The organism is Ancylobacter tetraedralis (genome assembly GCF_014195655.1).
Taxonomy (GTDB): domain Bacteria; phylum Pseudomonadota; class Alphaproteobacteria; order Rhizobiales; family Xanthobacteraceae; genus Ancylobacter; species Ancylobacter tetraedralis.
Map to the genome: position 1 here is coordinate 89,333 of NZ_JACICD010000005.1, position 21,443 is coordinate 110,775.

Annotated in this window: 26 protein-coding genes; 8 read left to right on the forward strand and 18 right to left on the reverse strand. The window is 66.9% G+C overall.

Going from position 1 to position 21,443, the window contains the following annotated elements; translation table 11 throughout:
* Nucleotides 1-100: 100 nt before the first annotated feature.
* From thpR to FHS55_RS13985, 5 genes are all read left to right on the forward strand, one after another.
* Entirely contained in the window at nucleotides 101-634 is a 534-nt protein-coding gene (thpR, locus tag FHS55_RS13965) for an RNA 2',3'-cyclic phosphodiesterase (RefSeq protein WP_183190388.1), read from the forward strand.
* Between the two features lie 71 nt (nucleotides 635-705).
* Nucleotides 706-1,083 carry a YkvA family protein gene (locus tag FHS55_RS13970; RefSeq protein WP_183190389.1) on the forward strand — a complete coding sequence of 126 codons (378 nt, stop codon included), beginning with the start codon at nucleotides 706-708 and terminating at the stop codon, nucleotides 1,081-1,083.
* Nucleotides 1,084-1,286: 203 nt separating this feature from the next.
* Entirely contained in the window at nucleotides 1,287-1,805 is a 519-nt protein-coding gene (locus tag FHS55_RS13975) for an invasion associated locus B family protein (RefSeq protein ID WP_183190390.1), read from the forward strand.
* A 145-nt stretch (nucleotides 1,806-1,950) separates the two neighbouring features.
* Complete coding sequence (gene gloB / locus FHS55_RS13980; protein ID WP_183190391.1) at nucleotides 1,951-2,724, forward strand: hydroxyacylglutathione hydrolase; 774 nt, start codon at nucleotides 1,951-1,953, stop codon at nucleotides 2,722-2,724.
* Nucleotides 2,725-2,732: 8 nt separating this feature from the next.
* Nucleotides 2,733-3,233 carry a cupin domain-containing protein gene (locus FHS55_RS13985; protein WP_183190392.1) on the forward strand — a complete coding sequence of 167 codons (501 nt, stop codon included), beginning with the start codon at nucleotides 2,733-2,735 and terminating at the stop codon, nucleotides 3,231-3,233.
* A gap of 42 nt (nucleotides 3,234-3,275) precedes the next feature.
* On the opposite strand, the gene yddG is transcribed toward FHS55_RS13985, so the two are convergent.
* The 3 genes from yddG to FHS55_RS14000 form a co-directional block, all read right to left on the reverse strand.
* Nucleotides 3,276-4,139 carry an aromatic amino acid exporter YddG gene (yddG, locus tag FHS55_RS13990; RefSeq protein ID WP_183190393.1) on the reverse strand — a complete coding sequence of 288 codons (864 nt, stop codon included), beginning with the start codon at nucleotides 4,137-4,139 and terminating at the stop codon, nucleotides 3,276-3,278.
* A gap of 176 nt (nucleotides 4,140-4,315) precedes the next feature.
* Entirely contained in the window at nucleotides 4,316-5,041 is a 726-nt protein-coding gene (gene phbB / locus FHS55_RS13995; protein WP_183190394.1) for an acetoacetyl-CoA reductase, read from the reverse strand.
* Between the two features lie 178 nt (nucleotides 5,042-5,219).
* On the reverse strand, nucleotides 5,220-6,398 hold the full coding sequence (locus tag FHS55_RS14000) for an acetyl-CoA C-acetyltransferase (RefSeq protein ID WP_183190395.1): 1,179 nt from the start codon (nucleotides 6,396-6,398) through the stop codon (nucleotides 5,220-5,222).
* Between the two features lie 271 nt (nucleotides 6,399-6,669).
* Here FHS55_RS14000 and phaR point away from each other — a divergent pair, with 271 nt between their 5' ends.
* On the forward strand, nucleotides 6,670-7,254 hold the full coding sequence (phaR, locus tag FHS55_RS14005; protein ID WP_183190396.1) for a polyhydroxyalkanoate synthesis repressor PhaR: 585 nt from the start codon (nucleotides 6,670-6,672) through the stop codon (nucleotides 7,252-7,254).
* Between the two features lie 47 nt (nucleotides 7,255-7,301).
* Here the strand turns inward: phaR and FHS55_RS14010 are convergent, their stop codons facing one another.
* The 4 genes from FHS55_RS14010 to FHS55_RS14025 form a co-directional block, all read right to left on the reverse strand.
* Complete coding sequence (locus FHS55_RS14010; RefSeq protein ID WP_183190397.1) at nucleotides 7,302-8,996, reverse strand: GGDEF and EAL domain-containing protein; 1,695 nt, start codon at nucleotides 8,994-8,996, stop codon at nucleotides 7,302-7,304.
* Between the two features lie 82 nt (nucleotides 8,997-9,078).
* Nucleotides 9,079-10,218, reverse strand: a complete 1,140-nt coding sequence (locus FHS55_RS14015; RefSeq protein ID WP_246340154.1) for an alpha/beta hydrolase — start codon at nucleotides 10,216-10,218, stop codon at nucleotides 9,079-9,081.
* A gap of 320 nt (nucleotides 10,219-10,538) precedes the next feature.
* The gene (rpmF, locus tag FHS55_RS14020) at nucleotides 10,539-10,724 is read right to left on the reverse strand and encodes a 50S ribosomal protein L32 (RefSeq protein ID WP_183190398.1); all 186 of its coding nucleotides are present in this window, start codon (nucleotides 10,722-10,724) and stop codon (nucleotides 10,539-10,541) included.
* 197 nt (nucleotides 10,725-10,921) lie between these two features.
* Entirely contained in the window at nucleotides 10,922-11,602 is a 681-nt protein-coding gene (locus tag FHS55_RS14025; RefSeq protein ID WP_183190399.1) for a transglycosylase domain-containing protein, read from the reverse strand.
* A gap of 188 nt (nucleotides 11,603-11,790) precedes the next feature.
* Here FHS55_RS14025 and FHS55_RS14030 point away from each other — a divergent pair, with 188 nt between their 5' ends.
* Both FHS55_RS14030 and FHS55_RS14035 read left to right on the forward strand, forming a co-directional pair.
* Nucleotides 11,791-12,726, forward strand: coding sequence for a polyprenyl synthetase family protein (locus tag FHS55_RS14030; RefSeq protein WP_183190400.1), 936 nt, complete (start codon nucleotides 11,791-11,793; stop codon nucleotides 12,724-12,726).
* A gap of 94 nt (nucleotides 12,727-12,820) precedes the next feature.
* Entirely contained in the window at nucleotides 12,821-13,108 is a 288-nt protein-coding gene (locus FHS55_RS14035; protein ID WP_183190401.1) for a hypothetical protein, read from the forward strand.
* Nucleotides 13,109-13,317: 209 nt separating this feature from the next.
* On the opposite strand, the gene leuB is transcribed toward FHS55_RS14035, so the two are convergent.
* From leuB to FHS55_RS14090, 11 genes are all read right to left on the reverse strand, one after another.
* Nucleotides 13,318-14,427 (reverse strand): 3-isopropylmalate dehydrogenase, encoded by a 1,110-nt coding sequence (gene leuB, locus FHS55_RS14040; RefSeq protein ID WP_183190402.1) that lies wholly within the window; start codon nucleotides 14,425-14,427, stop codon nucleotides 13,318-13,320.
* 391 nt (nucleotides 14,428-14,818) lie between these two features.
* Nucleotides 14,819-16,390, reverse strand: a complete 1,572-nt coding sequence (locus tag FHS55_RS14045; protein WP_183190403.1) for a GMC family oxidoreductase — start codon at nucleotides 16,388-16,390, stop codon at nucleotides 14,819-14,821.
* Between the two features lie 13 nt (nucleotides 16,391-16,403).
* Nucleotides 16,404-16,940: a twin-arginine translocation signal domain-containing protein gene (locus FHS55_RS14050; RefSeq protein ID WP_183190404.1), complete on the reverse strand. Its 537-nt coding sequence runs from the start codon at nucleotides 16,938-16,940 to the stop codon at nucleotides 16,404-16,406.
* Between the two features lie 90 nt (nucleotides 16,941-17,030).
* Nucleotides 17,031-17,426 (reverse strand): VOC family protein, encoded by a 396-nt coding sequence (locus FHS55_RS14055; protein ID WP_183190405.1) that lies wholly within the window; start codon nucleotides 17,424-17,426, stop codon nucleotides 17,031-17,033.
* Between the two features lie 200 nt (nucleotides 17,427-17,626).
* Entirely contained in the window at nucleotides 17,627-17,983 is a 357-nt protein-coding gene (locus FHS55_RS14060; RefSeq protein ID WP_183190406.1) for a ribbon-helix-helix domain-containing protein, read from the reverse strand.
* A gap of 174 nt (nucleotides 17,984-18,157) precedes the next feature.
* Complete coding sequence (locus FHS55_RS14065; RefSeq protein WP_183190407.1) at nucleotides 18,158-18,544, reverse strand: RidA family protein; 387 nt, start codon at nucleotides 18,542-18,544, stop codon at nucleotides 18,158-18,160.
* 36 nt (nucleotides 18,545-18,580) lie between these two features.
* On the reverse strand, nucleotides 18,581-19,186 hold the full coding sequence (gene leuD / locus FHS55_RS14070; protein WP_183190408.1) for a 3-isopropylmalate dehydratase small subunit: 606 nt from the start codon (nucleotides 19,184-19,186) through the stop codon (nucleotides 18,581-18,583).
* A gap of 104 nt (nucleotides 19,187-19,290) precedes the next feature.
* Entirely contained in the window at nucleotides 19,291-19,851 is a 561-nt protein-coding gene (locus FHS55_RS14075) for a cytochrome b (protein WP_183190409.1), read from the reverse strand.
* A gap of 64 nt (nucleotides 19,852-19,915) precedes the next feature.
* Nucleotides 19,916-20,347 carry a metallopeptidase family protein gene (locus tag FHS55_RS14080; RefSeq protein WP_183190410.1) on the reverse strand — a complete coding sequence of 144 codons (432 nt, stop codon included), beginning with the start codon at nucleotides 20,345-20,347 and terminating at the stop codon, nucleotides 19,916-19,918.
* A 64-nt stretch (nucleotides 20,348-20,411) separates the two neighbouring features.
* Entirely contained in the window at nucleotides 20,412-21,029 is a 618-nt protein-coding gene (locus FHS55_RS14085) for a GNAT family N-acetyltransferase (protein WP_183190411.1), read from the reverse strand.
* Nucleotides 21,030-21,281: 252 nt separating this feature from the next.
* Nucleotides 21,282-21,425, reverse strand: coding sequence for a hypothetical protein (locus FHS55_RS14090; RefSeq protein ID WP_183190412.1), 144 nt, complete (start codon nucleotides 21,423-21,425; stop codon nucleotides 21,282-21,284).
* Between the last annotated feature and the right edge of the window lie 18 nt (nucleotides 21,426-21,443).

Consider the following 21,443-nt stretch of genomic DNA (forward strand, 5'->3'; position numbering starts at 1 on the left):
TCTTATTTTCCGCTTTTCCTCAAGGGGCGAATCCGTATCAAATCAAGCCGGTTTCCTTGCGGGGAATTCCTCCTCGCGCCGGAAATTGCAGGAGGCGGCCATGCCAAGGCTCTTCACCGCCCTCGAAATTCCGTCAAACGTCGCGGAAACCCTGTCCATGCTGCGCGGCGGCCTGCCCGGTGGCCGCTGGATCAGCCCGGAATTCTACCACGTCACATTGCGTTTCATCGGCGATGTCGACCATGCGGTCGCGCGCGATGCCGCAGCCTCGCTCGACGAGATCGACCGTTTCGGATTCGATGTGACGCTGCAGGGGGTTGACCAGTTCGGCAATCACAAGCCGCATTCGATCTTCGTCGGCGTCAAGGCGAACGAGGCGCTGTTCGACCTGCAGGCGGAGCATGAGCGGGCGATGAAGCGCATCGGCCTGCCGCCCGAGGGACGAAATTTCCGCCCCCATGTCACGCTGGCGCGCCTGCGCGATGTGGCGCCGCGCCAGGTGGCGGAATATCTCGCGCTGCGCGGCTATTTCCGCAGCCCCACCTTCGAGGTCTCGCGCTTCGTGCTGTATTCCTCGCGCGATTCGGTCGGCGGTGGGCCCTACCGGCTGGAGGCGGCCTACCCGCTGATGTGACAGCGCATGTCGCCGGCCCTATTGCGAAAAAGCCGGGCCGGGGCCATCTCGAATCGCGTGGAGGAGGCAGCATGGCCGCACAGTCCGACCCGATCTTCGACGACCACACCCCGCCCGGCATGGCCGGCGCGGATGAAGCGCGCGTGCGTGCCGGATTCTGGCGCAAGCTCAGCGCCGCCGCCACGCATGTTCCCTTCGCCGAGGACGCCACGGCGGCCTATTATTGCGCGCTCGACACGCACACCCCGATGCGCGTGCGCGCGCTGCTGTTCGGGGCGCTGGCTTATTTCCTGCTGCCCTCCGACGCGGTGCCGGACTTCCTGCCGCTACTCGGTTTCGGAGATGACGCCGCGGTCATCGCCACCGCGCTCAACCTGCTGGCCAGCCATATCACCCCCGCCCATCGCGGCGCGGCGCGCGAGGCGATGGAGCGGCTGCGCCAGCCCTGAGGCGATATCCTCAGCTCTGTTTACCGGTCGTTCACCATGGCCCTCAATTTGCCGCCATGGCTCGCGCATTTGAACGTCAATGGCGCCGCTTTACCGCCGCAAGGGTTCACAGCCGCCGACCGGGCGGATATCCCTTGGGCGGCTTGATCGGCGAATCGCACGAATCCGCACAGCGGCAGCACCTATTGAGGAGGACAGAGACCATGGCACGACATTTCGTGCGCGCGGCACTCGCCAGCTTGGCATTGGTTATCGTCGGCACGGCCGGCGCCAGCGCTCAGGGTGCACCCAAACAGCTCGGCCAGTTTGGCGACTGGGGTGCGTATCTGGACGAAAGCGGCAGCGGAAAGATCTGCTACGCCCTCGCCCAGCCCAAGAGCCGGCTGCCGGCCGGATTGACGCGCGACCCGGCCTATTTCTTCATTTCCACCCGCACGGCGGAGAATGTGAAGGGCGAGGTGAGCGTCGTCATGGGCTTCCCGCTCAAGGAAGGCGTGGACGCCACACTCACCATCGGCACCGAGAATTTCGGCCTCTACACGCGCGGCACCGGCGCCTGGGTGCGCAACGCGGCCGAGGAGACACGCCTCGTCAACGCCCTGCGCAAGGGCCGCGATGTCGTGGTGAAGAGCACCTCGCTGCGCGGCAATGTCACCACGGACAACTATTCGCTCTCGGGCATCGCGGCCGCCATCGATCGCGCGGCGCAGGAATGCCGCTGACGCGGCGCGGTGCTTTTGCGGCGGCGTGAGCGAAGACCGCTGACGCCGCGCCGCTTCGTGCTCTAAGATGCCGGACTGGGTCGCTCTCCCGTTGACACCGGGCGGCCTTCCGCGAGCGTCCGAAGGACCAGCCCCGAGGAACGACATGCCGGTCGAACTGCGTCTCGTCCCCTGCCTCGCCGACAATTACGCCGTGCTGCTGCGCGACACCGTCACCGAGGCCACCGCCGTCATCGATGCTCCCGAGGTCGCCCCGATCGCCGCGGCTCTGGAGCGCGAGAACTGGGCGCTGACCCATATTCTCGTGACGCATCATCACACCGACCATATTGCCGGGGTGATGGCGCTGAAGGAGCGCTTCGGCGCCACCGTGATCGGTCCCAAGGCCGAGCGTGACACCATACCCGGCCTCGACTTCGCCGTGGTCGATGGCGACCCGGTCGCGGTCGGCAATCTGGTGGGGCGGGTAATGGAGACACCCGGCCATACCAAGGGGCATATCGTCTTCCTGTTCGAGGAGGACCGCCTGCTATTCTCCGGCGACACACTGTTCGTGATGGGCTGCGGCCGCCCGTTCGAATGCGATCCGCCGGTCTTGTGGGAATCGCTGCTGCGGCTGCGCGCCCTGCCCGATGACATCGTGGTCTATTGCGGCCACGAATACACGCTTTCCAACGCCCGCTTCGCCCTCTCCGTCGATCCCGACAACGCGGCGCTGGCCGCGCGGGTGACGGAGGTCGAGGCGCTGAGGGCCGCCGGCAAGCCCACCCTGCCGACACTGATCGGCGCGGAGAAGGCGACCAATCCTTTCCTGCGCGCGGACGACCCCGAACTCGCCGCGCGAATCGGCCTCCCCGGCGCGGAGCCGGGGGCCGTGTTCACGGAACTGCGCAGCCTGAAGAACAGTTTCCGCGGCTGACGACGCAGATGAGCGAACCCCCGCGCGAACCGCCCGCCGCCGTCGCCAGCGGCCACCTTGTCGGGCAACCGACGGCCGCGCAACCGACAGCCGCGCAGATCATCGCCCGGCTCGGGCTGCAGCCCCATCCCGAAGGCGGACATTTCCGCGAGACCTTCCGCGACCCCCACGTGTCGGACAATGGCCGGGCCGCCTCCACCTCCATCTATTTCCTGTTGGCGGCCGGGGAAGTCTCGCACTGGCATCGTATCGACGCCGCGGAAGCCTGGCATTGGTATGCCGGCGCGCCGCTGGAACTACGCATCGCCGGCGAAGTACCGGAAACGGTAGAGGTCCATCGGCTCGGCCCGGATGTGCTGGGTCACGAGGCGCCGCAGGCCGTGGTGCCGCGCGGCGCCTGGCAAGCGGCGCGCAGCCTCGGCGAATGGACGCTGGTCGGCTGCACGGTGGCCCCCGGCTTCGACTTTGCCGGCTTCGAACTCGCTCCGCCCGGCTGGTCGCCGCGCTGAGCGATACGCTGGAACGGTGCACGGAGTGGCGTCCCCCCGCGATCAGCGCCGTGCCAGCAGCGTCGCCACCACCGCGCCGCCCACGATGAGCGCGCAGGCAAGGCCGAGCGACCAGCTCGCCGCCGCGAATCCCGCCGCCACCAGCAGCAGCGTCGACAGCACCGGCGCGGCATAGGAAGCGACGCCGAGCAGGCGGATGTCGCCGCGCTTCATGCCGATGTCCCAGGTGTAGAACGCGATGCCGACCGGGCCGATGCCGAGCGCAAGAACGGCAAGCCACTCGCGCCCCACTGGCCAGATGGCGGGCTCGAACAGCAGGTGGCACACGGCGGAAAGCGCCGCCGTGGCGAGGCAGAAGCCGGACACCACTTCGGTCGGCACACCCGCGAAGCGCCGCGAGGCGACCGAATAGACCGACCACACGATGGCGCATACGCCGGCCGCAAGATAGCCCGGCACATAGGCGGCCGCGAAGCCGAAGCCGCCCGCCTTCGCCCCCAGCAGCACCACCGTGCCGGCCAGCCCCATCAGCGCGCCGACAATATGCGCGGGGCGCAGCCTCTCCCCCGGCAGGAAGGCGGAGAACAGCACGATGAGCAGCGGCCAGAGATAGGCGATCAGCCCGGCCTCGGCCGGCGGCGCGAGCTTCAGCGCCGAGAAGTAGAAGAAATGGTAGCCGAACAACCCGCCCACCCCATGCAGCCATACCGGCCAGGGCTGGCGATAGACGGAAAGCCCCACCCCACGCGCAAGCCCGGCCAGAAGGCCGACGCTGCCGCCCACCGTGAAGGTGAGCGCGGTGAGCAGGAAGGGCGGCACGGCGCCGGTCGAGGACGTCGCGAGGGCAAGCGTCGCCCAGAGCAGGATGGCGGTGAAGCCGATGAACGTGGCGGTCGTGCGGGACATGGGAAGCGGCACCAAGGACGGGAAAGCCCGCTTAGCCCATCACGCATGCCCGCGCACGCATCAAGTTGACCGCCGCCGATCTCCGTCGGCCCCATTGCGGATCGGCCGCAGGACGTTCCGGGAACGGTCACCGGGAGCGCGCGTCCCCCGCGCGACCGAGCCGCCCGCAATGGTTCTCAGACGATGTACTGCCCGCCATTCACACTCAGCGTCGAGCCGGTGATGAAGGCGGCCTCGTCAGCCGCGAGGAACACCACACAGCGGGCGATTTCCTCGGGTTCCCCGAGCCGGCCGACCGGAATCTGCGGCAGGATGCGCTTTTCCAGCACCTCCTGCGGCACGGCCTTCACCATTTCGGTGCCGATATAGCCGGGGCAGATGACGTTGACGGTAATGCCCTTATTGGCGTTTTCCTGCGCCAGCGCCTTGCTGAAGCCAATCTCGCCCGCCTTGGCGGCGCAATAATTGGTCTGGCCAAGCTGGCCCTTCTGGCCATTGATCGAAGAAATGCAGATGATGCGGCCGAAACTGCGCTCGCGCATGCCCTCGATGACGTTACGGCACATGTTGAACACCGAATTGAGATTGGTGTTGATCACCGAATGCCACTGCTCCGGCCCCATCTTGTGCAGCATGCCGTCGCGGGTGATGCCGGCATTGTTCACGAGAATATCGATCGGGCCGAGCGTGGCCGTCACCTCGGCGATGCCGGCCTTGCAGGCCTCGAAATCGGCGACATCCCATTTGAAGGCGGGAATGCCGGTCTCCTCGGTGAAGGCGGCCGCGGCGGCGTCATTGCCGGCATAGCTGGCGGCAACCTGGTACCCCGCGGCCTTCAAGGCCCTGCTGACAGCCGCGCCTATACCGCGCGTGCCGCCGGTGACCAAAGCAACACGTGACATCTCACTCACCCCCTCTGGCGTCCTTCCCAAGGAAAAGCACGACGGCTTGTACGTCGTTTTTTCCCGGCGGCAAGACAGGTAGCCCCGTGAGGCGTCCCGTCCTGCCATCCGGCCTTTCACCAGCTGCCCCGGCGTGCTGGACCCGCATCAGCGATGCGCCGGGCGCGCCGGAAGCGCGTCAGTCGCGTTCCACACACATGGCGATGCCCATGCCGCCGCCGATGCACAGCGTCGCCAGGCCCTTCTTGGCGTCGCGCTTCTGCATTTCGTAGAGCAGCGTGGTGAGCACCCGCGCGCCGGAAGCGCCGATGGGATGGCCGATGGCGATGGCGCCGCCATTGACGTTCACCTTGGACGTGTCCCAGCCGAGATCCTTGTTCACCGCGCAGGCCTGCGCCGCGAAGGCCTCGTTCGCCTCGATCAGGTCGAGGTCGGCGGCGCTCCAGCCGGCCTTTTCCAGCGCGCGGCGCGAGGCCGGGATCGGGCCGGAGCCCATGATCGCCGGATCCACGCCCGCCTGCGCCCAGGAGACGATACGCGCCAGCGACTTGGCACCGCGGGCGGCCGCGGCCGCAGCGGTCATCAGCACCAGCGCGGCGGCGCCGTCATTGATGCCCGAGGCGTTGCCGGCGGTCACCGTTCCGTCCTTGGAGAAGGCCGGGCGCAGCTTGGTCATCGATTCGATGGTGGCACCGTGGCGGGGATATTCATCGTCCGCGACGATGATGTCGCCCTTGCGGGTGGAGATGGTGACGGGAACGATCTCGTCCTTGAACCGGCCGGACTTCTGCGCCGCCTCGGCCTTGTTCTGCGAGCCGACCGCGAAGCTGTCCTGCTCGTCGCGGGTGATCTGCCACTGGCGCGCCACGTTCTCGGCGGTGGTGCCCATGTGGTAGCCGTTGAAGGCGTCCCACAGGCCGTCCTTGATCATGGTATCGACCAGTTCAAGGTTGCCCATCTTGGTGCCGTTGCGCAGATGCGCGACATGCGGCGCCTGGCTCATCGATTCCTGGCCGCCGGCGACCACGATATCGCTGTCGCCGTTGAGGATCGCCTGGTAGCCGAGCGCCACCGCGCGCAGGCCGGAGCCGCACAGCTGGTTGACGCCCCAGGCCGGGCTTTCCACCGGGATCCCGGCCGCGACCGAGGCCTGCCGCGCCGGGTTCTGCCCCGCGCCGGCCGTGAGGATCTGCCCCATGATGGTCTCGCTCACCTCGCCCGGCGCCACGCCCGCGCGCTCCAGCGCAGCGGCAATCGCCACCTTGCCGAGTTCATGCGCCGGCAAGGACGACAATGCGCCGTTGAACGCGCCGACTGCCGTGCGTGCGGCGCCGACGATCACGATATCGTCTTTCATCAAACAGACCCTCCCGATCTGGTTCTGAAGGCGCGTTGGCCGGCTCGCCGTCCCATGATGTTCACCCGCGCCATTCTTTTTCTAAATGTGCCCGCATGGTGAGTGGCGCAACTGATTCATGTCAATGGGCCCCCGAATTTGCCGGCCGCAACGGAATGCATGAAGAGGCCGTCCTCGGGAAGCGCCGGATCAGGTTGCATAATCCTGTGGCGGGGCGCCTGGAAACGTCCTAGAATTTTTTAAGGGAAACGATCAAGGCGACTGGATCACAATGGCTAAATCCAACGAACCCGTCACCATCAAGAAATACGCGAACCGCCGACTGTATAACACCGGCACAAGCACGTATGTGACGCTCGAGGATCTCGCACAGATGGTGAAGAACGGCGAGGATTTCGTCGTCTATGATGCGAAGTCGTCTGATGACATCACCCATTCCGTGCTGACCCAGATCATCTTCGAGCAGGAAGGAAAGGGGCAGAATCTCCTGCCGATCAACTTCCTGCGCCAGATCATCCGCTTCTACGGGGACAGCATGCAAATGCTCGTGCCCCGCTATCTCGATATGTCGATCGAGAACTTCACCAAGGAACAGGGCCCCCTGCGCGAGCAGTTTACCAAGACCTTCGGCGTCGGCGGTTTCGGCGTGATGGAGGAGCAGGTGCGGCGCAACATGGAAATCTTCGACCGCGCCTTCAAGATGTTCCTGCCCAATGCCCGCATGGACGAGGCCGCGGCGACGGCCGCCGCCGCCCCCGCCCCCACCCGGCCGGATGATTTCGACGAGTTGAAGCGTCAGGTGGCCGACATGCAGCGGCGTCTCGACCAGTTGGGCGACGACACGAAGAAGGATTGAGGCCGCGCGCCGGCGGCGCATCCACGCGGCAGGCTGGCACCGTGTGTTCAGGCTGGCGCGGGAGTGTCGCCGACGGGTGGTTGCCCCTGCGCCAGACCGATCAGCTGCCCCTGCAGATAGGTGCATCCCCATTCGGCGAGCTGCCGGGCGGTCGGCTCGTCCAGCACCCATTCCGCAACGGTTTCCATGCCGAGATTATGCGCCAGATCGAGCAGCGCGCGCACGAAGTGGCGATCCTCGGCTGATTCCATCAGGGTACAGATGAAGCTGCCGTCGATCTTCAGCAGGTCGACGCCGAGCCGGCGCAGACTGCGGAACGAGGTGTAGCCGACGCCGAAATCGTCCATCGCGACCCGCACGCCCCGCTCCTGAATCCACCTCACGCGCTGGCGCATGACTTCCAGGTCGAGGATGCCGGCCGCCTCGGTGATCTCGATGATCAGCCGCGCCCCGCGCCCCGCGCGCGTGCCCTCATCGAGGATCCGCAGCCAGACATCATCATGGATACTGGTTGGCGAGACATTCACCGACAGGCGCAGATCCGCATCGCGCGCCAGCGCCGCCAGCGCGAGTTCGAGCGAGTGCCGGTCGAGCAGCACGGTCAGGCCGAAGCGATCGGCGACCGGCATGATGGTCGCCCCGTCATACATTCCGCCGTCGCGCCCGCGCACCCGCACCAGCGCCTCGTGAAACTGCACGATGCGGGTTTCTGTAGCGGCGATGGGCTGGAACGCGAGGGAGACGCGATTCTCGCCAAGCGCCGAGAGCATGTCGTCGACGAAGCGCAGATTGGCCCGTTGCTGGACCGCATGGACGCTGGCCGCGTGGAACGTCTCGAAGCTTCCCGCCCCCCGGGCACGGGCGCTGCGCAGGGCGTCACGGGCATGCGCGAACAGTTCCGCCGCCCGGCCGCCATCGCGCGGCGCCACCACGGCGCCGGCGGACACGCTCGCGGTGACCAGCCCCGCGCTGGTGCGGAAGGGCGTGGCGTTCACCCGCGCGAGAAAATGCGGCGCAAGTGCCAGCCTCTCCGTCGAGAGAAGCATGCCGAACTTGCTATCCGAGAATCGCGCCAGCACCTCGCCCGAGCCGCGTACCTCACGCAGGCGCCCCCCGACGGCATCGATGAGTTCGTCGCCGATCTCCGAGCCATAGGCCTCGTTGAGGCGGCCCAGGCGATCGAACCCCACCATGAGAAAGCCGAATTCAGCGTCCCCGCCCGCCGCCTCGGCCAGCTTCCGCTCGACCAGCCGCGTGAGATGGACACGCCCGGCCATCGGGTCGGCCACGCCCTCCCCCGGCGCAGCATCCAGGAACGCTGCCGGCACAAGCCGCACCATGCCGTCAATGCGCAGCAATTCGCCATCCGCGTCGAACAGACCGAGGCCGCAATCCTCCACACGGAGCATGGGCATGAAACTGCCCGGCGGCGGCAGCAGGCAATAGCTCGTCTCGAACAGCCGCGTTCCCGCATGCGGGCCATGGATCGCGCTGGACCGCGCCGCCTCGGCCCGCGACAGGCCGGAGCCGCTGGCGATCCGTCCGTCATAGTCCTTCCCAGTCTTCAGGTGATCGCCGCGCGCGAGGCCCAGCATCGCCTCCGCGCCCGCGCTCCATACCATCCGGTCATCCGGTGGCGTCCAGCGATAGGCCGCCGCGCCGAGGTCGCCGATCACCCGCGCGACCGCGTCAGGCGCCAGAACATCGGGCTCCGCTGCGCCCCGGCGAGACTTGTCGATCATGGTGCGTCGGTCACCAGCCGCGAGACGGGCACATTCATGCAAAACCGCGCCGGAGCTTGGGGCCCGGCGAGGGCCGCCGGATCTATTGCGTCGGGGCCGTGGCAGCCAGCGGCGGGGCCGCGGCAACCGTGGTCGTGGGCAGGTACTGGCCCATGCCGGCGAAGTGGATACCCGTGAGGCCCGGCAGCGGCACTCCCTGCGCGACGCCACCCTTGCGCGCCTGCGCCAGCAGGCTGCTGATCTCCGGCGCCGCCGCGGCCAACTGCGCGAACTTGCCGTGGTTGAAACCGTCCGACGACTTCACATTGGTCATGTCGACCACCACCGCGCCGAGTGCCACCAGGTCCTTGTCGTCGGTGTAGGCGCCCACGCGCGGCTTGTCGCCGGCGATGAAATCGGAGAAGGCGAGCGCCTTGTCGTCGCGCGAGACGATGACGAAGAACGGCTTGTGCGGCGTATTGAACCGCTTGAGCTGCGACTTGAAGACGTCGACATCGATATCCGGCGAGGCCAGGACGATGTTGCCGATCTTCTCCTGCGGCACCGGCTTGCCGGAGATCTGGATCTGGCGGAGCGCCTCGACCGTGACCCAGTTGCCCATGGAATGCGCGAGAATGTTCACCTTCTCCGCGCCGCTGTCGAAGGCGAGACGGATGGTCTCCTCCAGCCGGTCGCGCGCGGCGGTGGCACTGTTGGTGTCGTAGACATAGTCCTGGATGCCGCCGCGCGAGGCCCAGGTGAACAGCACCGGCACGGCGGTCGACTTCGAATCGTCCGCCATCTGCGTGAAGCGGTACAGCGCCTCCGAATACAGCGTGTTGAAGCCGTGCACGAAGATGAAGACCTGCCTCTGCCCCACCGGGCGTTGGGCCAGCTCGGCCTTGAGGTCGCTCGTGAATTCCTGCGGCGTGTCGCGATACACCGCCTCGCGCACCACCATGTCGGTGGCCGGGTTGGGCTTCTCGCGCGGGAACTCGACCATGCCCGGCTTGTGGGTGGGCGGCACGCTCATGTCGACGCGGGCGAAGCTCAGGCCCGGCGTGCGCTCGCCATTGTAGAACACGCCCGGCCGCGGATCCCGCTCTCGCGAGGAGGCGACAAGGATCACGTGCTCACGCGTGCCTGGCACCTGCGTCTCGACCACGGAAAGAGCATCGGGCCCGGGCCGCGAGGCGCAGCCGGCCATCGCCGACAGGCAGATCAGCGCCGCCGCAACCCGCAACAGAGGTTCCGAAATCTTCCCCCGGCGGGGGGCGACATGCCCGACACGCAACACAGCCACTCCCCCAGATCGACACGAACAGTCATAGCATCGCGCAGACCGGTTGAGAAATGACCAATGCGGCCCCGAGCGATTCCGATGCCCTCCCTTGTACGGGGCGAGCCTCTGCCGATACGCAAAGGCCGGCCCCGAAACGAGACCGGCCCCAACGCCAGAGCATATTATGCGACGTCATTCGCCTCGCGATACCCTGCCAGTCCCGGCGCGGGAACCAGCCGACATCGATCAGCGCGGGCGGAGCGAGGCCCCGCCGGCCGGGCTCACGCCTCGACCTTGACCTTCAGCACCTGCCGGCCCTTGTACATGCCGGTCTTCAGGTCGAGGTGGTGCGGACGGCGCAGTTCGCCGGAATCCTTGTCCTCGACATAGGTCGGCTTGGCGAGGGCGTCAGCCGAACGGCGCATGCCGCGACGCGACGGGCTGGTCTTCTTCTTCGGAACGGCCATAGTCTTCTCCTGTGCCGGCTTGGCTCTCGCCCTGTCAGGGGCCGGCGCCGGGTCGTGCGTAATTCGAGTGGCGGCTTATACAGACTCAAGTGCGCGAGCGAAAGGGGGCCCGCACGCCCTTTTCCCCGGCCTCATAGCCCGTTTTGGCGGGCGCGCCAAGCGGGGGCGCCAAGCGGCGCGCGGTTTCTCCCACAGCGTCACGAGCCGAGGCCGAGACAGGCGGTCAGTTCCGGCCCCTCGCGCGGCAGGCGGGCGACCAGATTCCCCGCCAGCCGGTTGAGCCCGGGGCCCGGCTTGCCGGCATCGCGCTTGTAGGGATTGGGCAGCATCACCGCGAGCAGCGCCGCCTGCCGGGCCGAGAGCCGACTGACGCCGCTGCCGAACGCCCGCTGCGCGCCCGCCTCGGCACCGAATTCGCCGGTCGGGCCCCATTCGGCCAGGTTGAGATAGATCTCGATCTGGCGCCGCTTGGACATCACCGCATTGAGATAGAGCGCGAGCGGAAACTCCAGCCCCTTGCGGATGAAGCTGCGCCCCGGCCAGAGGAACAGGTTCTTGGCCAGTTGCATGGTGATGGTGGACGCCCCGCGCGAGGGCTCGCCATCGTCCGAATCGTCCATCGCATTCTGCAGCTCGACGAAATCGACACCGTTATGGGCGCAGAAGCGTGCATCCTCCGAGGCGAGCACGCTGCGGATCAGCGCGGGCGAGATGTTCTCGATCGGCACCCAGATGCGCGTCACCGGCTCCAGCATCGCCTGCCGCCACAGCATGAGCGTGGAAACCGGCTGCACCACATTGTAGAGCAGGGCCAGCAGCAGCGGCGCCGCCACCACGACCAGCGCCACCCGCCAGGCCCACCATATCAGAACGCGCATCCCGATCCCCTTGCCGCGCGACATTACCCAGCGGCGACGCGGCGGTCGACCATCGATCGAGGGTTTCGCCCGCCCGCCGCATTGGCAGCGCCGCACAGCTTTGACGGCGTTTCCCTTGACCGGCCACGCCGGCTCGGGCAGGCAAACCCCGGCTGCAGCCGCAACCGACAGCGAGAGGGTGACAATCGATGAGCATCGCCGCCTCCGAGGACCTCTCCGCCCGTCTGACGCGGGCGCTCGGTGACTGCGCCGCCGCGGTCACCGAGCATATGGACGGCGCCATCTCCCGCGCCGGCGGCCCGAGCCCGCGCCTCATGGCGGCGATGCGGCATGCCGCGCTGGCGGGTGGCAAGCGGCTGCGTCCCTTCCTCGTCATCGAATCGGCGGCCCTGTTCGGCGTCGCGCGCACCGCCGCCCTGCCCGCCGCCGCCGCGCTGGAATGCGTGCATTGCTATTCGCTGGTGCATGACGACCTGCCGGCCATGGACGACGACGACCTGCGCCGCGGCCAGCCCACCGTGCACCGCGCCTTTGACGAAGCGACCGCGATTCTCGCCGGTGACGGCCTTCTCACTCTCGCCTTCGAGATTCTCGCCCGCGAGGATGCCGGCCCCGACGCGCACGCGCGCATAACGCTGGTCGCCGGGCTCGCCCGCGCCGCCGGAGCCGGCGGCATGGTGGGCGGGCAGATGCTGGACCTCGCCGCCGAGGGCCGATTCGCGGCCGGCGCTCGCGGCACCCCGACGGCGGGCGAGATCGAGCACCTGCAGGCGCTCAAGACCGGCGCCCTGCTGCGCTATGCCTGCGAGGCCGGCGCCGTGCTGGGCGGGGCGAGCGCCGCGGAACGCGCCAGCCTCGATACTTATGCCCGCGCCATCGGCCGCGCCTTCCAGATCGCCGACGACCTGCTCGACGTGGAAGGCGATGCGGGCGAGGTGGGCAAGGCGGTCGGCAAGGATGCCGCCGCCGGCAAGGCCACGCTGGTGGACCTGATGGGCGTTCCGGGGGCTCGCGCCGAACTCGCCCGCCTTGTCGAGGAGGCGCGCACGGCGCTGGCCGGCTTCGGCAGCAAAGCCACACTGCTCGCCGAAGCGGCAAACTTCATCGCCAACCGGCGGAATTAGTACTTCTCTCATCTCGACGCGGCGATAAGTTGCGACCATATGTTATCGTGACGTAAGTCGCGTCGTCCGAAGCCGGCGTCGCCTGGAGGTAAAAATGCGCGTCAACCCGATGTTCCTTGCGACCCTGATGGCTGGCGCGGCCTTTGTCGCCGGCACGCTCGCCGCCGCCGCGCCCGCGCAGGCGCAGGAGACGCGCATCATCATCCGCAAGCCGCCCCCGCGCTCCTTCCTGGATCCCGGCCCGGTGGTGAAGCCCGGCACCGCCCGCGACCTCAACTATGTGTTCGCGACGATCCCGCGTTACCCGACCTACGGCGACAACGGCTCGATCACCGGCACGCGCTGGCCGCTGCCGAGCGCATTCGACCTGCCGGCCTATTGATCGCACCGGCCTGCGGAACGGGGCGGGAGGCTGATTTCACGCTTCCCCCTGTTCCGATTGCCGCGCGTCGATTGTCCATGAAAAAAGCCCGGCACGTGCCGGGCTTTTATTTTGTCTGCCGATCCCATCGGCAAGGCCGCCGGCATGAGGATCGCGAGCCCGATGGATCGCCGGCCCGGAAGCCGCCGACCTCATGCCGCCTTGTCGGGTCAGGCCGCCTTGGCCAGTTCGGCGATGACGGCATCGCCCATGCCCGCCGTGCCGACCCGGGTCATGCCTTCCGACCAGATGTCGCCGGTGCGGTAGCCGTCCGCCAGCACGCCGGCAATGGCGGCCTCGACGCGATCGGCCGCCTCGATGAGGCCGAAGGAATAGCGCAGCGCCATGGCCAGCGAGCCGATCATGGCGATCGGGTTGGCGACGCCCTTGCCGGCAATGTCGGGGGCGGCGCCGTGCACCGGCTCATAGAGCGCGCGGCGCTTGCCGCTGATCTCTTCCACCGCGCCGAGCGAGGCGGAGGGCAGCATGCCGAGCGAACCGGTCAGCATGGCGGCCACGTCCGAGAGAATGTCGCCGAACAGGTTGTCGGTGACGATCACGTCGAACTGCTTGGGCGCGCGCACCAGCTGCATGCCGCAGGAATCGGCAAGCTGGTGTTCGAGCGTCACGTCGTTGTAGTCGGAGCCGTGAACCTCGCTCACCACCTGCTTCCACAGCACGCCGGTCTTCATGACGTTGTGCTTCTCGGTGGAGACCACGCGGTTCTTGCGGGTGCGCGCCAGCTCGAACGCGACACGGGCGATGCGCTCGATTTCGTAGGATTCATAGACCTGCGTGTCGACGGCACGCTTCTGACCGTCGCTGAGATCGGTGATGGTCTTGGGCTCGCCGAAATAGACGCCGCCGGTCAATTCGCGCACGATCAGCACGTCGAGACCCTCGACCAGATCGCGCTTGAGACTGGAGGCGTCGGCGAGCGCGGGATAGCACATGGCGGGGCGCAGATTGGCGAAGAGCTGCAGGTCCTTGCGCAGCCGCAGCAGGCCCGCCTCCGGGCGCGCCTCATAATGGACATTGGCCCATTTCGGCCCGCCGACGGCGCCGAGCAGGATGGCGTCCGCGGCGAAGGCCTTGGCCATGGCCTCCTCGGAGATCGGCTGGCCGCAGGAATCATAGGCCGCGCCGCCGACGAGATCCTCCTCGATGGCGAAGGAGGCGAGCCCCTGCGCGTCGAGCCAGCCGATGACCTTCTTCACCTCCGCCATCACTTCGGAGCCGATGCCGTCGCCGGGGAGGAGGAGGAGCTTGTGGGTGGCCATGAGTTCCCTCGCTTGCGCCTGTAGAGAATGCCGATGCTGCGATCAGTCATAGGGCCAGCGAGTGCTAATGGCTGGCGCGAGGACTGGCAAGCGGCGGCAAGGCCCCACCGGCAAAAGAACACCGCCAGCGCACAGACCGGCGGTGGGAGGGAGACAAATCGGATGGGTCGGCGTCGGCGAGGCTGGAGGCCGAAGCGTCCGGACCCGCCGGTCCATCCTGCCAGGCTCGCTCCGCGCACGCCCGACGAACGGCACGAAGGTCGTATCCCGGCGCGCGGAAGAACGGCTGCGCCTCCGCCGTGGAAAGGTGGATTGCGGCTCACCCGCCGAGACCGGGGATCGAGGGCGTCCGCTGAACATGGGCTCAACGGACGCTCCCCCGCGTCGGCGGTCAGATGGTCTTCTTCGACATCTCGCCGGCGATGAAGTCGGCCTGCCGCAGCGCCAGCGCCACGATGGTGAGCGTGGGGTTCTCCGCGCCGCCGGTGGTGAACTGGCTGCCGTCCGAGACGAACAGGTTCGGGATGTCGTGCGTCTGCCCGTGCTTGTTCACCACGCCATCGCGCGGCTTCTCGCTCATCCGGTTGGTGCCGAGATTATGCGTCGAGGGATAGGGCGGCGTCGGCATGGCCCGCACCGCGCCGACCGCCTCGTACATCGCCGTGCCCTGCTTGTAGGCGTGGCTGCGCATGGCGACGTCGTTGGCGTGGTCGTCGAAATGCACGTCGGCGACCGGCAGTCCGTACTGGTCCTTCACGCCGGTGTTGAGCGTGACCCGGTTGGTCTCCTGCGGCATGTCCTCGCCCACGATCCACAGGCCGGCCATGTTGACATAGCCGTCCATGGCGGAGGTGAACGAGCGGCCCCAGCCGCCCGGATCGAGGAAGGCGGCCATGAAGGGCAGGCCGAGCGAGAGCGTCTCCATCTCGTAGCCGCCCACGAAGCCGCGCTTGGTGTCGAAACCCGCCTCGTCACGCACGATGCCCGCCATGGTGGTGCCGCGATACATGTGCACCGGCTTGTCGAACACGGCATAGACCGAGCCGGTCATGTGGCGCATGTAGTTGCGCCCGACCTGGCCCGAGGAATTGGCCAGCCCGTCCGGGAACATGTTGCTCGCCGAATTGAGCAGCAGGCGCGGGCTCTCGATCGAGTTGCCGGCCACCGCGACGATGCGCGCCTTCTGCCGCTGGGTCTTGCCGTCCTTGTCGACATAGACGACGCCCGTCGCCTTGCCGGAGGCATCGTGCTCGATCTTCTGCACCATGCTCTGCGGGCGGACTTCGAGATTGCCGGTCGCCTCGCCGCGCGGGATCTCGGCGATCAGCGTCGACCATTTCGCGCCGGACTTGCAGCCCTGGAAGCAGAAGCCGATCTGCTGGCAGGAGCCGCGATCGGCGCGTGGCTCGCTATTGATCGCCATGCGCCCGGTCGAGACTTCCTTGTAGCCGATCTTCTTGGCGCCGGCCTCGAACACCTTGAAATTGTTGTTGCCGGGCAGGCCGGGAATGCCGTTGGTGCGCGTCACGCCCATGCGGTCCTCGGCCTTGGCGTACCACGGCTCCAGGTCTTTCAGAGTGATCGGCCAGTCGAGCAGGTTGGCGCCCTCGAGGCCGCCATAGGTCGAATGGGTCTTGAACTCGTGCTCCTGCAGGCGCAGCGAGGCGCCCGCCCAATGCACGGAGGAGCCACCCACCGCCTTGACGATCCACGCCGGCAGGTTGGGAAAGTTCTTGTGCACGCGCCACGAGCCGGACGTGGTGCGCATGTCGGTCCAGGCCAGCTGGGCGAAGCTGTCCCACTCGTTGTTGATGAAGTCTTCCATGTTGTGGCGCTGGCCGGCCTCAAGGATCACCACCTTGATGCCCTTGAGCGCCAGCTCGGTGCCCAGCGTGCCGCCACCGGCGCCGGAGCCGACAATGACGACGACGGAATCATCGTTCAGATCGAAGGGTGCAGACATGTTCCCACTCCCCTCACAGCCAGGCGAGATCGTTGAAGCCGCGGTCGATGTAACCGCCCTTGTCGGCCGAGGAGCCCTCATAGCCGAAGATCGGCCACACCTCCTCCTGGTTGTAGAGGCCGACGACGAGCCCGGAGCGCACCTTCTCGAAGAAGGCGCCGCCCTCGATCTGCTTCACGACCGCGACGCGCTGGTCCTCCCAGCCGAGATCGGCATAGGCGGTGCCATGCTTGGCCTTGGCCAGCGTATCGAGCGTGACCACGCCCTCCTCGATCAGCGTCTTCGTCGCGGGATCCTTGGCCGCGGCGGCCTCGTAGGGCTTGACCGCGATGGCGTAGAAGCGGTCGGGCACGCGGTCATGGGGGTAGATGTCGCGCGCCATGACGATGAGGGTGCGCATGGTCTCCGGCTTGAGCGCGGAAACCTCCAGTCCCCACGCCTCGCGCGGGTTGAGCACCGCGGCCCCGCTCACCATCAGCGCGCCGGCGGCACCGATGCCGCCGAGCACGGCGCGGCGGGACGGACCTCGCCTGTCGATCAGAGTTGGCATTCTATCCTCCCAAGATTTTTATATGTTCTTTGAGTCTTGTTTCAGTGCAGCGCGCCGTCTGGCGTTGCGGCGCGCTGTAGGCGTCGTCAATCAGCGATAGCGCCCGTGCTTCTGCAGCACTTCGATCTTGTAACCGTCGGGATCGGTGACGAAGAAGAACTTGGCGAGCAGCGCGCCTTCGCGGAAGAATTCCTTGACCGGATTGGGATTGAGGCCGGCTTCAACGAAGCGGGCATGCTCGGCGTCGAGATCGTCCACCACGAAGGCGATATGCCCATAGCCGTCGCCAAGCTGGTAAGGCTCGGTACGGTCGTGATTGATGGTCAGCTCGACCTCAAAATCGGCTTGCGCGTTGCGCAGGTAGACCAGCGTGAAGCCGTCGAATGCGAAGCGATCGGCAATGTCGAGCCCGAAGGCGCGATGATAGAAATCGACCGAGCGCGCCTCGTCGAGCACGCGGATCATCGAATGAATGGCCTTCGCCACCTTTTCCTCCGGCCTTGAGCCTCGATGCGGCGCCGCTGCGCCGTCGAAGGAGGATGCTAGGCCCCGCGCGGGGCGGGAGGTGGTAGGCAGCTAACACATCACCACGATGTGCATTCTGGCGCGAGCGGTGGGCTTGAGCCGGGGGTGTGAGCATCCCGGCGCCAGCGCCTCCCCTCGCCCCGGCGGGTAGAGGTGGCCCGCTATTCCGCCGCCTGGAGCTGCAGCGTCACGCTCTGGCGCAGATAGCGTTCGCGCGCCGCGGCCGCGGTCATCGGCACGGGACCGACCGCCCCCGGGCGCACCTCGGCGAGATAGATCAGGCAGGAGCAGCGCAGCAGCGAGGCGAAGTTGCGCACCTCGCCATGCAGGTCGAGCACTTCGTCATGCAGCTTGGTGACGAACTTGCCGAGACTCATGCCCTGATGCGCCGCGACATCCTCCAGCACGGTCCAGAACGCGGCCTCCAACCGAATCGACGTGGAGTGGCCGCCAATGCGCACGGAGCGCGTCTGGCCTTCATAGGTCTCGGGCGCCTGGCCCGCGAAGATACGGCACATTGGGCGTCTCCCGGAACGTCCATTTATATTTTGAACGATTCCACCCCGGGAAGGCGGCGCTGTAAAGGACGAAATTGCGCCGCCCGATGTCTCGCCCGTCCCCGTGCGCCGACACGCGCGCCAATCACGGCATTTCCCCCCCCCGGTCCGGCGGGTGGGCCGAGGGACGAGTTGCTAGCGGCGCCGGCGCGCCGTCACCTCGATCTCGATCTTCATCTCCGGCTGCAGCAGGCCGGCGACGATCAGCGTGGCCGCGGGGCGCGCCGTGCCGAAATACTGGCCGAAGATCGGGAACACCTCGTCGGCATATTCCGCCCGCGTCACGATGTAGCGCACGCGCACCACGTCATCGAGGCTCGCCCCCGCCTCGCCGAGCGCGCTCGCGATGTTGCGGAAACAGCCATGGGTCTGCTCGATCAGACCCTCGGGCAGTTCCATCGCCCCGTAATCATAGCCCGTCGTTCCGGAGACGAAGATGTCGTCCCCGTCCACCACCGCGCGGGAATAGCCGGCAATCGCCTCGAAGGACGAGCCGGAGGAAATCAGGCGACGCGTGCTCATGGAACGATGCTTCTCATGCTCATCGTGGCCGCCGGCTCACGCCCACGGACGGTCCTCGGCGAGCTGGGTCTCATAGGTCTTGATCTTGTCCGCCTTCACCTGGGTGAGGCCGATATCATCCAGCCCGTTCAACAGGCAGTGCTTGCGGAACGGATCGAGGTCGAAATGGATGGTGCCGCCATCCGGACCGGAGATGGTCTGGCTCTCCAGGTCGACGGTGACGCGGGCATTGGCGCCGCGCTCGGCATCATCGAACAGGGCTGCGAGCTGCTCCGGCGTCACCACGATCGGCAGGATGCCGTTCTTGAAGCAGTTATTGTAGAAAATGTCGGCGAAGGACGTGGAAATCACGCAGCGAATGCCGAAATCGAGCAGCGCCCACGGCGCGTGCTCGCGGCTGGAACCGCAGCCGAAATTGTCGCCGGCGACGAGGATCGAGGCGCCTTTGTAGGCCGGCTTGTTGAGCACGAAATCGGGATTGTCCGAACCGTCATCCTTGTAGCGCAGCTCGGAGAACAGGCCGGTGCCGAGCCCCGTGCGCTTGATGGTCTTCAGGTACTGCTTGGGGATGATCATGTCGGTATCGACATTGACCAGATGCAGCGGCGCGGCGATGCCGCTCAGGGTGGTGAACTTGTCCACGGCCAAGATCCTCTTCCGGTCCGGGAGCCCGGCCCATGGCAGGCCCCGGAGATTTTCCCGCCCTCAATACCAACGCGCCGGCCCGATGCCCAGCTTTCCCTGCATCAGTGCCGGGGCAACATGCGGCGCAGCACGTCGTCCTTGAGGAGGAAATGGTGCGCGAAGGCCGCCAGCGCATGGACCAGCGCGAGCAGGACCAGCCCATTGGCCAGCCATTCGTGAATTTCCTGCACCTGCCGCGCCGCCGTGCGATCGACGGGGATGGGCGAGGCAATCGTGAACAGGCTGAAGAACGACACCTCGTTGCCGCGCAGGAAGGCGAGATAGATGCCCACGAGCGGCGTGACGACGAGCAGCGCGTAGAGCAGCACGTGAACCGCGACCGAGGCGAGGTGAACCGGCCGCGACAGCGCCGCCGATGGCGGCGGCACGGGACCGACCGCGCGGAACACGACGCGCAGCACGACGAAGGCCAGGACGAGCAGCCCCACCGATATGTGGGTCCACCACACCAGCGTGCGCCCCAGCGAACCGCGCTCGAAGAGCGGCTCGGTATAGGTAACGCCGTACACGATGAGGATCGCCACGACGGTCAGCCAGTGCAGGGCGCGCAGCGACAGGGGGTAGTGATGGGTGAGCGTCGTGGGGGCGACCGATAGCGACATGACACGCGTCTCCTTAGTTAGATTTATTCTAATCAAGGAAAGACGCCCTTGCCAATCGGGTGGCCTACGTATCCGCCTGCTCCTCCAGCCGCTCCATGTCCTCGTCCGACAGCCCGAAATGATGGCCGATCTCGTGCACCAGCACATGCGTCACGACATCGCCCAGCGTGTCCTCGTGCTCGGCCCAGTAGTCGAGAATGGGCCGGCGGTAGAGGAAGATCATGTTCGGCAGCATGCCGGCGGCAGTCTCGTAGCCCTGCGCGAGGCCGATGCCCTGGAAGAGGCCGAGCAGGTCGAACGGGGTTTCCGCCTCCATTTCCTCCAGCACGTCGTCGGTGGGGAAATCCTCCACCCGCACGACCAGATTGCCGCACATGGCGCGGAAGGCCTCGGGCAGCCGCGCATAGGCGTCCAGCGCCATCGCCTCCATTTCGGCCAGTGTCGGCGCGCTCAGCTTCAGCCACTCGGCCGCTGGCCGTCCTCCGTCAGCGCTCATCCGTTCAGCCTCCGCCTGTGGGGGATTATCCTCAGCGGGCCCGCGAGAATCGGGGCGCCGCTCATCAGCTCTTGCTGAACATCATCGCGAAATGGCGGCAGCCGAGCGCCGAATGATCGGAAACGACTCGGTAGCCGAGACGCTCGAATATGACAACGTTCTGGTCGAGCGTGGTTTCCAGCCAGAATTCCGTGCCCTGCTTATGGGCCTCGGCGAAGAGTTGCGAGGCAATCCCGCGACCTCGATGCTCCGCCAGAACTGCGACGAACTCGATGACGATGGGCTTTTTCGTCGGCCAGCTACCGCGGCGCTGCCATTCGGCCATGAGCGATCGAAAGACCACCTTCAGGCCGCAGCCCAAGCCGATCGTCCAGAACCAGCCCCAGGCGACGGCGAGACTCAGCTTTTCGCGGCCCGACAAGATGATGGCGCCGACGATGCTGCCGTCCTGCTGCGCGATTATGGCCTGATTGGGGGCTCCACTTGTCCACACCGAGAGCGCGGCCACGAACCAGACCTGCAAGGCTTCGGGCGGCAAGGCTCCGAGAGGCAAGGCTCCGGGCGGCAAACCTCCGGGTATGGCGAAAATAGCCTGCATGCTCGGCTCGGACAGGAAGTTCTGCGCCAGAAAAGACGCGAGCGCCTGCCTGTCGGACGATTCCGCCGATCGGATTGTAAGCATGTTCCGCCGGCCGCCCCCGTTGCTGGCGCAGACACAGCATCACGTCTTCGCGGCTAAACTCCGGCGCATCCCAGTGCGGACGGAAAACGCATCGACATGGCACCCGTGGAAGGCGGTATAAAGCCTGAACCCTCCGCAAATATGACGGCTGGAAATGGCCCGCGAGCACCCGCGCGAGAACGCCGATCTCGCGTTGTGTCATCGGCTTCCCATAGGCTCACCCGCGCCGTGCGGCCCCGAGGCCGCCATTGCTCATCCCGGTAGCCGGACATAGGTCGTCAGGAGGTAATAGGCCAGCACGAGGCACGCCACGACGGCCAGCCCACGGCCGATCCGCCGGCCCCACATTTCCATGGGGTCGTCATCCGGCGAAGGCTCGAAGGGCGAGCGGCTCATGCCATCCCCTTTCCAACT